This window comes from Paraniabella aurantiaca, from assembly GCF_050309965.1.
Classification (GTDB): Bacteria; Bacteroidota; Bacteroidia; order Chitinophagales; family Chitinophagaceae; genus Niabella.
On record NZ_JBLOSY010000001.1, the window covers coordinates 2,422,854 to 2,435,689 of the forward strand.

The window sequence follows — 12,836 nt, forward strand, 5'->3', positions numbered from 1 at the left end:
ACGCTTGTTGAAGAGGTATATGAGAAGCGGGCGAAGCCATTTCTATCTGCAGGTTGCGTTGCATAAAATTAGCCTGTAGCTTCTTGTAACAAATGTTTATTACCTGTTTTGAACACTATATACTACCAGTCGTGTGCTTAGGCACTACGGTTAAAGATGAATGATCGATCTGCTAAATAACTTAGGGTGATTTTCTTGTAAAAATCATGAAACAAGATGCTTTTACAAAGTCTACTTAGCTATTGTTATTTTTACCCTTTTACCTTTTATTTTTTCGTTCCTGATAAGCTCCAATGCAGTACCAATTTTAGATTTTCGTACTGCCGCAAATGCCATAAAGTCTTTTACTTCTATCAGGCCTATTTCATCTTTTTTCAGCTGGGCTTTCTGAGATAAAAAACCTACGATGTCAATTTTATTGATCTTATCTTTTTTGCCTGCACCAATATACAAGGTACTCCACTTGGGCTTGTCTGGAAAAGAAAGGGCTTCTGGCAATTGTATAGGCTGTTCTGACGGGGCAAAATATTCAGGTATTTTTTCACCCTGGGCATAAATAACATACACATTTCCTGTTGCTCCATTTCTCGCGGTGCGTCCATTGCGATGGATAAATGCGGCTTCGTCTGCAGGCAGGTGATAATGAATGATATTGCGAATATTAGCTACATCAAGGCCCCGGCTGGCAAGGTCAGTGGTTACCAGAATATCTGAGCTGGTATTACGAAATTTGGTGAGTGCCACTTCCCTGTCCTGCTGCTCCATACCGCCGTGGTAGAACACATTGATCAATCCTTTGTCAGTCAAAAATTGACTGGTTCTTTCTACGGAATCCCTATGGTTACAAAATATAATGGTAGATGTATTTCTTACGTAACAAATCAATTGAAGTAAAGTCTCCAGTTTATCTTTATCGGGAGAAAGTACGGTGTTAATAACAAGGCCATCTGTGGTTGGTGCCTCGCCAGAAAGAAAATTAAGCGTTTTGGCCTGCTGCATTTTCAAAAAATCGGGAATAGTTTCAGAAAACGTTGCAGAAGTAAGCATACGCTTTTTTACTGCTGGTAATGCATCAATAATAAATTGCATTTCTTCCAAAAAACCTAATTCCAGGCTTTTATCAAATTCGTCTACAATTAAGTATTGGATTTGCGATAAATCAATGTTTCTCCGGCGAATATGATCTGCCATGCGGCCGGCAGTAGCTATGATAACGGCCGGTGGTTCTATCAAACTATTTTCTTCAATTTCTCTTTTATGTCCACCATAACAAGCCAATATTTTAAAACCTGTTTGCATCAATTTTAATACTCCTTCTATCTGTAAAGCCAGCTCCCGGCTGGGCACCAACAGCAATGCCTGCACCTGGCTGATGTTGTCTTTGAGCGTAGCCAACATCGGCAGCAGAAAGGCCAGGGTTTTGCCTGATCCGGTATTGGATAAAAGGATGATGTTATTATGCGTTTCTGCGGCAGCAATGGTAGCCACCTGCATATCGTTCAGCTCTTTTATTTTTAAATTACGTAAGTAGGCATCAGTATTATTGATCTCATTCATCCGGCGAAGCTAAACTAATTTAAAGTGAATAATAGGTTCCCTTTAAATTAGTAATATATCTGATGGATATATTGCCAGGTCAGGGCATTATAGTTAAGTGCAGTAATATTTACACTTGTCGGGAGACATTTGACCCTACATAAATAAATGATCAGCCATAATAGCTTACTGCACCACTTTATTCGCGCAGCAGGAGCTGGCAAAAGCTTCTGGTTTGGCCTTAAAAGAGAAGCCCATTCCGGTTATATAGCCGATTGCTTCTTTTAACGCATCATTGCTTTTGTACAGGGGGCTGGTATTGATGTCTACATGCACTTCCATATCGATACTATGATCGGAAAACACATTGCTTAAATGATAAGCTATTTCAATACTTCTGGATACTTCAGTCATCATACGCTGTTTGATACTCATTCTTTCGCGCGTGGTTTCGTTGTTTAAAAACATAAAGCCACCGCGGCCTTTGCGAACGAAAACGATAACTGTAGCAAATTCTGTCTGGGAGCCTTTTACCTGGCTGTCGGTGCCAATGCACACTTTTAGTGTGTGGCCTAATTCTTTTTCGCGGAGTATGGCGCCATGTACCTCGTCTGCAATGTAGTTCTTGAGGTACTCGCCCGTCAACTTCCTCCATTGTTTTGTTTGATGCTGCATGGAAATTAGTGTTTCACAACGTTATTATTTATTCGTTATATAAAGCAAATAAACTTATGCACAGTATGTGAATGGGTGGCACATTCTTTTTTAGCATAATATTTATCTTCTTTAAGTTAAACTGAAATTATGAAAGCTTTACAGCAACTCCACATTAAGATTATGTTATCATTAGTAGCAGTCCTCGTTTCCATAGCCGCATTAGCCCAGGATGACACTAAGAAAATAGAGGTGGACATCAATACCAAAGGAGCCGGTGATAGTGCCAATAGTTTCTTTATGCAGCCCTGGGTTTGGGTTGTAGGCGGGGCGATTTTTATTTTGTTGCTGGTGGCTCTTTTAAGGGGTAACAAACGCAGTGATTAACATAAGACGGCATCAAAACAGGGTATACTGCTGACCAGGCCTTTTGAAACTGCTCAGGTTAAGACCCGTTCGGCCCTCGTTCATATTATAGAGCTTGCCGTATTTAGCATATTGCTGGGCCACTATTTCGGCTATGCCGCCTTCTCCGCGCATACGCAAGCCCCAGCGGCTGTCGTTTGCCTTCCCATTGTGACTTTGCTCTATCAGGTGCCATATCTTATCTGCCCGGTCAGGAAAATTTTTGTACAACCAGTCATGAAACAGCAGCTTGATAGCGCCATTTAACCGTATAAAGGTATAGGCAGTAAATGTTGCACCCGCCTCTGAAGCAGCTTTCATAATCCTTTGCATTTCATGTTCATTTAAACCAGGTATCATAGGCCCCATCATAATGCCCATGGTTACTCCTGCTTTGCTCAACTCTTCGATTACCTTTAGGCGCTGCATGGCAGTGGTGGTACGGGGCTCCATAACGCGACGCAGATCTTCATTAAAAGAAGTAATAGAAACCATGGCTCTTACCAGGTTCTTTTGGGCCATTTCCTGCAACACATCTTTATCATTCAAAATGCCTGAATTTTTAGTGAGAATACCTACGGGCTGGTTAAAGTCATTACAAACTTCCAGTAAACCTCTCGTCAGGCGATACTTTTTTTCGGCGGGTTGGTAGCAATCTGTATTGCCACTTAACATAATGGGCATCACTTCCCATTTGGGGTGCATCAGCTGCTTGCGTAGTAACTGCGGGGCATTTTTTTTAACTATGATCTTTCTTTCAAAATCTAACCCTGCACTGTAACCCCAGTATTCGTGCACATTACGGGCATAGCAGTAAATGCAGCCATGCTCACAACCTGCGTAGGCGTTCATGCTATAAGCCATTCCAACATCAGGGCTTTCCACTTTGTTGACAATGGTTTTGGCCTCCTGTTCAATGTATTGGGTAGCCAGGTTGGGTTCATCCCAATCGTCAATGGCTTCTATATGCTCCTTTACACGTTCGTCTTTTAAAAAGCGATTGCGGGTATTGATCTGGGCGCCACGTCCCTGCAGGTACTGCTGCTCTTCTTTTTTAGAAGATATCGCTACTTTAAAATGGTCCTGCTTTAATTTCTTGTCCATCTGGAAAATATTGGTGTTGATAGGTTCGCTAATAATTTCGACTAGCTAAAACAGCATGGCCTGGGAAGCGCCAACCGCCATCCCCTGGAACTCAAACCGGTTAACCAGCTCATACTTTTGATCTGGTGTTTCTCTTCTCAGTAAAACCATAGCATTCGCAATAAATCTGCCGGCGAATGATTGATGACTATAAGCCAGCCAGCCTTGTTCATATTGCCATGGCTTTAATCTCCTGGCGATGGTGATATGAGGCTCCATGATAAAATGGGGTTTATTGTCCTTATCCATTTTCATTAAACCCTGTAAATGGGTACGGATATTTTTTACAAGGTTTTGCACTGTACTTCTCGAAGCCACGTTAATATAAATAGTGTGGGATGGAAAAGAACCATAATCCTGGAGGTCGATGGCGATGGGAGTGATCTGCATAGAAACGGTGCGCAGCTTTTGAACAATACGGCTTTCAAAACTGGTGTATTGCTTATAGTTCACAAGGGTTAGGTGCGGTTTACCCTTCAGCGCTTCAGGGGCTTTATATTGATCATAAAAAGCCTTTTTGATATCCGTGATGGCATCACTCAGATCTTTACGGGGTTCAATTAATAATAGGTATTCAGCAACGGCCGGTGTTGTAATATCTGCAGACATAAGCAACTTTTAAAACTAAAAATATTAGCACAATGATACTAATTAATTTAGTATCATTGAAAATTACTTTTCAACACCACGTAAGATTTTTGAAAAATGGTTGTAAAAGGGTAGGCGCTCGAGCCAGATAAAAAAGTGAGAGGGCGTTAAAGCGGTATCGGATATTATTAATTAGCCTTTGCAGGTACGATCATCTCAAATTCAGGGATGAGTACCTGGAATTTTTTACGGAGATCAAGATTTTCCATTTCATAAACACCTTTCATTTTGCCCATGTCGGTGCTGAGGTTGCAGCCGCTCATGTACTGGTAGCTTTCTCCTGCCTGTAATACGGGTTGTACCCCTACAACACCTTCGCCTTCAACTTCCCTGTATACACCATTGCTGTCAAATATATTCCAATGGCGGCGCAGTAGCTTTACCGGGTGGGGGTTGTAGTTTTCTAATGTAATACGATAGGCAAACATATACTCATGCTGCAAGGGATTGCTGTATTCAGGTTGATAAAAAACCTCTACATTCACCATTATGCCTGCTGAAATCATGCTGCTCATGAAAAGTGCGTTTTCGTAAAAATAGTCATTTTTACTTTAATTTTTTTGATAAACCTTGTCTTTTCTCAAACTAATATCCATCACAAAAGCTGTCCGGCGTTAGTAATTAACCACCACTTTTTTTGGTATTTACATAACCATTTTTCAAAAACCACTGAAGCAATTTGTCCCGGTGATCACCCTGGATAATAATTTCACCGTCTTTTGCCGATCCTCCTGTACCACAAAATGATTTGAGTTTTTTGCCTAATTCTTCAAGGTCTTTTTCAGTACCCGTAAAACCCAATACTACAGTAGCAGTTTTACCACCGCGGTGTTTGGTTTCCAATTGTAGTCTTAGCTTTTGCGCAGCAGGAGCAGCTGTGGATACCTGTTCTGAATCCTGTTCAAATTTAAAATCTGGATTCGTACTAAATACAAACGGGCTATTGGATTTATTTTTCGACATGGAGATTAGTTGACTGGTTGAGATGTTTGAAAGGAACCTGTTTGTTGCCATTGATCAAAGTACTGCTTTTAGGCTCAAATCAAGACTACGCGCCTGGTGTATTAATCCACCCACACTTACATAGTCAACGCCTGTTGCCGCATAGCTTTCGATGGTTTCCAGATTGATACCACCACTGGCTTCTGTTTCAAAACGGCCTGCGATCAAATTCAACGCTTCCGTAATTTGTTCAGGTGTATAATTATCCAGCATTACCCGGAATACTTTCCCTTCGCCAATGGCTATTACCTTTTTAACATCATCTATTGAACGGGTTTCTACTTCTATTTTTATATCAAGCTCGTTTTTTAAAACATAGTCATGAGCTTTATTAATGGCTTTTTCAATCCCCCCGGCATAATCGATATGATTATCCTTCAACATGATCATGTCGTATAAGCCAAACCGGTGGTTCACGCCACCGCCAATACGCACTGCTTCTTTTTCCAGTAGCCTGAAATTGGGTGTGGTTTTACGGGTATCCAGCAGTTTTGTCTTATAACCTTTCAGCTTATCTGTATATTGTTTGGTTAAAGTAGCAATGCCACTCATGCGTTGCATACAATTGAGCACGAGGCGCTCGCATTGCAGGATGGTATGTTCGTGTGCCGCCACCTCAAAGGCTTTTTCACCAGCGAACATAGGTTCACCATCTCTTTTGAACACTTCAAAACTGCATCCAGGCTCTTTGTATTCAAAAATAAACCGGGCCACATCCACCCCGGCCAGAACGCCATCCTGTTTGATCTTTAAAACAGCGCTACCTTCTTCCTCCGCATCAATACTCGAAAGTGTAGAGTGGTCGCCATTGCCGATATCTTCCGATAACGCCTCTTCTACCAGGTGCTTTAATTTTTGTTGAAATTCCTGTGTCATAATAACTGCAAGATAAATGATGCTTTTTAAATGGATGGCATTGACATTAGTTCAAACTATTTTTTACATTGTATCAATCGTTTCGCGGCTATAAAAACAAAATGCCTCCGGTTGGCGGAGGCATTGTTAATATTGTTTTGCCGTTCCCAATATTATTCAATCAACTGAAAACGTAATTCTTTAATAACCTCTTTACTGCCCTCTTTTTTCATAAAGATATTAACACGATAGTTGCCACTACCTGTAGACAGGGTACCAATGGCATACTGGCCGTTAGGAGAGTTGCCTTTGTGCTTTACCTCGAAGCCTTTTACACTGTTTTTGGTAAAGAAATCTTTTATGGCTTGTTGTGCTTCTGTCTTACTGTAATTGTTGCTCTTGTCCATAATGGTAAGAGAAAAATTAGCTCCGGCATTATCAGTTACCTGTACCGCATTACCATTCTTGATCCCAGTTACCACGCCATCAATGCTCTGAGCATACAAAGCGGACGTAAATAAAATAGAACCGGCAAGCAACGCAACACCAATAAACTTTTTCATGTGTATATTTTTTATTGATTCGGCAGGAAAAATATTCATTATTAATAGTTAAATGGATATTTTCTTTTGCTTTATTTCATGTTTAATTATTACGATATTTTTCAAAAGTGCTAAAAATATGCCAGACTACAACCTCTGTTCCCCCGGCATTCTTTAACTTTACGCGCATTAATCATTTTATTAAATATATTAATTAACTGATAATCAACTGTCAAAAAAATGTCAACCATACAAAAAAAAGCTATTTTAATTATAATGGACGGCTGGGGATTGGGAAAAGTTGCATCTGCTGATGCTATTCAGAACTCCAACACGCCGTTTACCAAATCTTTATACAACAAATACCCCCACACAACCCTAACCACTTTTGGAGAATTGGTGGGCTTACCCGAGGGGCAGATGGGAAATTCGGAGGTGGGGCACCTTAATTTAGGTGCGGGACGCATTGTTTACCAGGAATTGCAGCGTATTAATGTGGCTATAAAAACCGGGGAACTGGCAAAAAATGCCGAATTAGTAAGAACATTGGATGCTGCAAAAGCTAACAATAAACCAATGCATTTAATGGGATTGGTAAGTGATGGGGGGGTGCATTCGCACATCAATCACCTCAAAGCATTGCTGGATATCTGCAAAGAACACGGTTTGAAAGATGTATATGTGCACGCATTTACAGACGGCCGCGACACCGATCCGAAAAGTGGACTGCATTTTATTGAAGATCTGCAAAACCATATCGATGCAATTGGCCTGGGCAAAATTGCCACGGTTAGTGGTCGCTACTATGCGATGGACCGGGATAAGCGTTGGGAAAGAGTTTACAAAGCTTACGATGCCCTGGTAAATGGTGCTGGTGACACGGCTACCAGTGCTGTGGAGGCTGTAAAACAGAGCTATGAAGAAAATATCACCGATGAGTTTATTAACCCAACCGTAATTGTTGGTGCCGATAATAAGCCCGTAGCAACTATTCAGGAAGGGGATCATGTATTATGTTTTAATTTCCGTACCGATCGTTGCCGGGAAATTACCGAGGTGTTAACCCAGGCCGACAATGCTGAATTTGGTATGAAGCGTCTGAACCTGGATTATACGACCATGACCGTGTATGATCATAAATACACGGCAGTATATTCAATTTTCAGAAATGAAGATCTTACCAAAACATTGGGCGAAGTAATAGCCGACAATGGTTTGAAGCAAATACGTATTGCGGAAACAGAGAAATACCCGCACGTAACCTTTTTCTTCAACGGGGGACGCGAATTACCATTTGAAGGGGAAAGCAGGATACTAAAGGCCTCTCCCAAGGTAGCTACTTATGACCTGCAGCCGGAAATGAGTGCCAACGAGTTGACAGAAGCGTTGTTGCCGGAAATTAAAAGCCAATCTGCAGATTTTATTTGTTTGAATTTCGCTAATGCCGATATGGTGGGCCATACAGGTGTTTTTTCTGCTGCAATTAAAGCAGTGGAGACAGTAGATCACTGTGTGGAGCGTGTTGTGACTGAAGCTTTGGCGCAGGATTATGTGATTTTTTTAACTGCTGATCACGGGAATTCGGACTTTATGATCAACGACGATGGTAGTCCTAACACGGCGCATACGCTGAACCTGGTGCCCCTGTTCATTATTGATAATAACTGGCGGGGTGACATAAAAGAAGGTAAGCTGGGTGATATTGCACCAACCATCCTGAGCTTTATGAAGTTGCCGATACCGGCTCAAATGACCGGAGACGTATTGGTAGATACCGCATCGATATAAACGGATTTTTAAAAGATAGCAATGCCTCATGGTTTTTAAAACGGTGAGGCATTTTTTATTCTTTAGTCCATTCAGAACGCAATAAGGAGTAGAGCATCAAATCCAGGGGCTCATTATTTACCCATTCGGCTTCTCTTAAAATGCCTTCAAAGCGGAAACCCAGTTTTTCAGGAATGGCTTTGCTTCTCTGGTTAATCGTCGCTGCCTTAATCTCGATCCTGTTCAGCTTTAACTCTTCATACGCCAATGCTAATAGTTTTTTAACTGCGCTTCCGATCAGGCCGCCACCCTGGGCTTTCTCAGCCAGCCAATAACCTATATTAGCAGTTTTGTTGGCCTTATTGATATAGCTTAACCCAATTCTGCCAACTATTTGGCCGTTACGAAAGATATTGAAACTGGTGTCCAGGCCTTCCCCGTTTAATTTTTCACAATTCAACAGGTAGCGTTCCATATCTGTTGCAGATTGCATGTGAGGTACCCATGGCAGAAACCTGGATAAATGCGCGCGATTACCGTCTACCAAAGCAAATAATTCTGCTGCATGGCTAACCTGGTTAAAGACGAGCTCTGTGTGTTCATCGAGTGGAATAATCATTCATAAATATAAAAAATACCCGGCAGATACCAGGCAATTATTGAATGGATTATTACGGCGTTTATTGAATAATGTAGCTTTGTTGCTCTTCATGTATATTGCCGTATACATCTTTTACACGCACATAGATGGTGTGCTTGCCCGGCGCAAGTTTTTTATTAACCGGCGCAGACCATAAGTGACCTGTTGCGACTGGTGCCGAAGGGCGTCTGCCCTGCAATAATGTCGTTGTTTCATCCCATCTGGTTACCATATCCAGGTAAGTGTAATCGAACGTAGAATCGCGCAGCATTTCGGCCCATTTACCATTGTCGAATTTGTATTCTACCAGGTCTTTTTCAGACCCCATAAAGAAGTTGGCATAGAACGGAGCTGCACCACGGCTGTTACGTGCTACAATCTTTGGCGCATATATCCTGATCTGGTAGGCGCTATCTTTTCCTGCCACTTTGTAACGCAGGTTGTATTTATTGTTTTGTATGTTTAGGAATGCATAGCCTCGCGGCGTACCATCTCTCATAGTGCCGTCCGGGATTCCTGCTGCATCCAATTCGCCCGAGTACCAGTCCCCTGAGGTAGTGCCCACATTATATTCATGTAGTGCCTGGCTTTTTCCCTGCCAGCCATCGCTGGTTTTATAATAGATTTGTTTCTGAAAATGAGTGTGTGCCGACATCAACAGGCAGTTATCAAAGTTTTTCAACAGATCAAACATAGCCTGCCTGTCTTCCAGTCTTATAGCATCGCCTCCTTCATTGCTGAAAGGAATGTGAAAAGAAATAACCACCAGTTTGTTTTTGTCAACCAGGGCCAGGTCGTTTCTTAGAAATTCAATCTGGTCGGGACGCAGGCCACCCCAGTAGCCTTTTCCATCGCGTGGATCGGGATAGAGAATATTATCCAGGATAATAAAATGCGTATTGCCGTAGTTCCACGAGTAATTGTTGGGTCCGAAATTCCTTTCGAAGGTCTCATCTGATAAAGAATCGGTAGTAGCTTCATAGTTCATATCATGGTTACCCATCACATTGTACCAGGGTAATTTTAGTTTGGTCATAATTTCCTTGTAAGGTAAATGAAGATCCAGGTTATCACCTACAATATCACCCAGGCTGATCCCGAATTTTACATGGTTGCCTGTACGAACATCATCTACAATACTTTTGGCGAAATAGCTTAGTTCCTGCTCGTTATAAGGTTGCGGATCGCCGAAGACCAGCACGCTGAAATCAACCGGTTCGTTTTGTTGAGAAAGTGCAAAGTTTAAATTTTTTGGAAGTGCCGGGGTGGGCGCAACACCTTTGTATTTGGAGGAAGTGGGGGAGCCTTGCGGTTTATGGATGTAATAAAACCCGGATTGGTTATACTGGTTCATTTTAAACTGATAGCCAGATGGTTTGATTACGAAAATGATATTGTCATTGCTTACAGGAAGTTGGTAAAGCCCGTTTTTATCGGTTAAAACGATGTCCTTGCCATTTGAAACAGCTACGCCTGCAAGGCCTGTTTCTTTTTTATCAAATTGGCCGTTATTGTCAACGTAAACATAGCCGGTTACGTTGTTTTGAGCAGCAACAGCTAAACAAAAAGTCAGCCCGACTGTTACAAAAAGTTGTTTTAACATGATTTCAATTATTTTTTAGTTGCTGGTAATATGCGTTGTATTTTTAGCTTAGAATGGCGGCAAATGTATAAGTTCACTATTACCTCAATATTAAGTTTAGCGTAATCATGCTTATCATTGCGTTTTAATAAGAGGAGTGATTGATATGACCCAGGAAGAATTCTCAAAAATAGCATCCACTATCCCGCTGCAGCCGGGCATCTACAAGTACTTTGATGCAAACGGTAAGATCATTTATGTAGGTAAAGCTAAAAGCCTTCGCAAAAGGGTGAGCTCTTATTTTAATAAGACATTTACCAACTACAAAACGCACGAGCTGGTTCAACGGATTCATAAAATTGAATTCACGATAGTAAACAGTGAGCAGGATGCTTTCTTTTTAGAGAACTCGTTGATTAAACAATTTCAGCCCCGTTATAATATCAACCTTAAAGACGATAAGTCTTATCCTTATATTGTAATCAAGAACGAGCCCTTTCCCCGGGTGTATTTAACCAGGCAGCCGGTGAATGATGGTTCTGAATACCTGGGTCCTTATACTTCCGTTTTCAGAGTAAGGGAGTTGTTAGAATTTATCAGGAGGGCTATTCCTTTGCGAACCTGCACGCTTAATCTTACCAAAAATAATATTGCGAAGGGGAAGTTTAAAGTGTGCCTGGAGTATCACCTGGGTAACTGTAAGGGACCTTGCGAAGCTTATCAGACCAAAGAAGATTACGACGAAAATATACGGCAGGTGCGGGATTTGTTAAAGGGCAACCTGTCTCCGGTGATCAGGCATTTTAAAGAAGAAATGAAAGCGCTGGCTGCATATCTTCAATTTGAAAAAGCGGAATATACCAGGAAGAAAATCGCCTACCTGGAGGACTATTACCAGTCGCGATCTGTAGTTACGGGCATGAAGGGTGGTGATAAAGATGTTTTCAGTATTCTTAAAGAAAAGGATATAGCCTATGTTAACTACCTGATGGTAAGAGGCGGTACCATTGTGCAAACGCAGACCAATAAACTGGAAACGCACCTGGATGAGCCCGTTGAAGAAATACTGGTGTATGCCATTCAACACCTGCGTTCTACTTTTCATAGCGATACGAGGGAGATTGTGGTTCCTTTTGAAATAGAATATCCTGAAGAAAATACGGAAGTTATAGTGCCCAAAGGCGGTGACCGGAAAAAGCTGGTAGAGCTCTCAGAGAAAAATGCCGGGTATTTTATTGAAGAGCTGAAGAATAAAGAACGGTTAAAAATCAGCCGCAATGTAGACCAGATCAAAGTGCTGGAGGAATTGCAAACCGATCTGCAGTTGCAGGACCTTCCTACACACATTGAGTGTTTTGATAACTCTAACTTCCAGGGTAGCTACCCGGTAAGTGCAATGGTTTGTTTTAAAAACGGCGTGCCCAGTAAGAAAGACTATCGTCATTTTAATGTAAAGACTGTGCAGGGGATCAATGATTTTGCCTCTATGAAGGAGGCGGTCTTTCGTCGTTACAAGCGTTTGAAGGAGGAACAGCAGGACTTTCCGCAGCTGGTGATCATTGATGGTGGTAAAGGACAATTGGGAGCGGCAATGGAAGCTATAGAAGAGTTAGAATTGCATGGAATGATCACCCTGGTGGGATTGGCCAAAAATGAGGAGGAGCTATTTTTTGCAGGAGATAAAGAATCTTTGAAGCTACCGTATAACGGAGGTAGCCTGAAGTTTATCCGTTTTATCCGCGACCAGGTGCACCGCTTTGGTGTAACCTTTCACCGGCAGAAGCGCAGTAAGGGTACTTTTAAAAATGAGTTGGAAGATATTAAGGGTATCGGCAAGGCTACAGCCGATCAATTGTTGAAAGAATTTCGCTCAGTAAAAAATATCCGGGAGAAAACTTTGGAGGAACTATCGGCTATAGTTGGTGCCGCTAAAGCTAAAGTAGTATGGGACTACTTTCATATTGGTACAAAGCCCGATGAAAGCTGATGAAGTTAGATTTTATCGGGCTTCAGATTGCCAGGTGCACTTAGTTCGCTGCTCATCCTTTCATGTTTCTTTTAA

General features: G+C 41.7%; 13 protein-coding genes. 3 read left to right on the forward strand and 10 right to left on the reverse strand.

Annotation, left to right across the window (positions count from 1 at the left end):
- Positions 1 to 231: 231 nt before the first annotated feature.
- Both ACLOAU_RS10550 and ACLOAU_RS10555 read right to left on the reverse strand, forming a co-directional pair.
- Complete coding sequence (locus ACLOAU_RS10550) at positions 232 to 1,557, reverse strand: DEAD/DEAH box helicase (RefSeq protein ID WP_427861834.1); 1,326 nt, start codon at positions 1,555 to 1,557, stop codon at positions 232 to 234.
- Positions 1,558 to 1,722: 165 nt separating this feature from the next.
- Entirely contained in the window at positions 1,723 to 2,211 is a 489-nt protein-coding gene (locus tag ACLOAU_RS10555) for a ribonuclease H-like YkuK family protein (RefSeq protein ID WP_427861835.1), read from the reverse strand.
- Positions 2,212 to 2,340: 129 nt separating this feature from the next.
- On the opposite strand from ACLOAU_RS10555, the gene ACLOAU_RS10560 reads away from it, so the two are divergent.
- Complete coding sequence (locus ACLOAU_RS10560) at positions 2,341 to 2,577, forward strand: hypothetical protein (RefSeq protein ID WP_427861836.1); 237 nt, start codon at positions 2,341 to 2,343, stop codon at positions 2,575 to 2,577.
- 12 nt (positions 2,578 to 2,589) lie between these two features.
- Here the strand turns inward: ACLOAU_RS10560 and ACLOAU_RS10565 are convergent, their stop codons facing one another.
- From ACLOAU_RS10565 to ACLOAU_RS10590, 6 genes are all read right to left on the reverse strand, one after another.
- A complete protein-coding gene (locus tag ACLOAU_RS10565; RefSeq protein WP_427861837.1) occupies positions 2,590 to 3,699 on the reverse strand; it encodes a PA0069 family radical SAM protein in 1,110 nt (369 codons plus the stop codon).
- A 45-nt stretch (positions 3,700 to 3,744) separates the two neighbouring features.
- Entirely contained in the window at positions 3,745 to 4,347 is a 603-nt protein-coding gene (locus ACLOAU_RS10570) for a 2'-5' RNA ligase family protein (protein ID WP_427861838.1), read from the reverse strand.
- Between the two features lie 167 nt (positions 4,348 to 4,514).
- On the reverse strand, positions 4,515 to 4,901 hold the full coding sequence (apaG, locus tag ACLOAU_RS10575) for a Co2+/Mg2+ efflux protein ApaG (protein WP_240844738.1): 387 nt from the start codon (positions 4,899 to 4,901) through the stop codon (positions 4,515 to 4,517).
- 106 nt (positions 4,902 to 5,007) lie between these two features.
- Complete coding sequence (locus tag ACLOAU_RS10580) at positions 5,008 to 5,349, reverse strand: translation initiation factor (protein ID WP_427861839.1); 342 nt, start codon at positions 5,347 to 5,349, stop codon at positions 5,008 to 5,010.
- A 54-nt stretch (positions 5,350 to 5,403) separates the two neighbouring features.
- Positions 5,404 to 6,264, reverse strand: coding sequence for a carboxylating nicotinate-nucleotide diphosphorylase (gene nadC / locus ACLOAU_RS10585; protein WP_427861840.1), 861 nt, complete (start codon positions 6,262 to 6,264; stop codon positions 5,404 to 5,406).
- A gap of 152 nt (positions 6,265 to 6,416) precedes the next feature.
- Entirely contained in the window at positions 6,417 to 6,806 is a 390-nt protein-coding gene (locus ACLOAU_RS10590) for a DUF4783 domain-containing protein (protein WP_427861841.1), read from the reverse strand.
- Between the two features lie 219 nt (positions 6,807 to 7,025).
- Between ACLOAU_RS10590 and gpmI the strand changes: the two genes are divergently transcribed.
- Positions 7,026 to 8,573, forward strand: coding sequence for a 2,3-bisphosphoglycerate-independent phosphoglycerate mutase (gpmI, locus tag ACLOAU_RS10595; protein WP_427861842.1), 1,548 nt, complete (start codon positions 7,026 to 7,028; stop codon positions 8,571 to 8,573).
- A 55-nt stretch (positions 8,574 to 8,628) separates the two neighbouring features.
- Here the strand turns inward: gpmI and ACLOAU_RS10600 are convergent, their stop codons facing one another.
- Together ACLOAU_RS10600 and ACLOAU_RS10605 are read right to left on the reverse strand one after the other, a co-directional pair.
- A complete protein-coding gene (locus ACLOAU_RS10600; protein WP_427861843.1) occupies positions 8,629 to 9,171 on the reverse strand; it encodes a GNAT family N-acetyltransferase in 543 nt (180 codons plus the stop codon).
- A 61-nt stretch (positions 9,172 to 9,232) separates the two neighbouring features.
- Positions 9,233 to 10,795 carry a calcineurin-like phosphoesterase C-terminal domain-containing protein gene (locus ACLOAU_RS10605; protein WP_427861844.1) on the reverse strand — a complete coding sequence of 521 codons (1,563 nt, stop codon included), beginning with the start codon at positions 10,793 to 10,795 and terminating at the stop codon, positions 9,233 to 9,235.
- Between the two features lie 145 nt (positions 10,796 to 10,940).
- On the opposite strand from ACLOAU_RS10605, the gene uvrC reads away from it, so the two are divergent.
- Positions 10,941 to 12,761, forward strand: coding sequence for an excinuclease ABC subunit UvrC (gene uvrC / locus ACLOAU_RS10610; RefSeq protein WP_427861845.1), 1,821 nt, complete (start codon positions 10,941 to 10,943; stop codon positions 12,759 to 12,761).
- Positions 12,762 to 12,836 lie beyond the last annotated feature (75 nt).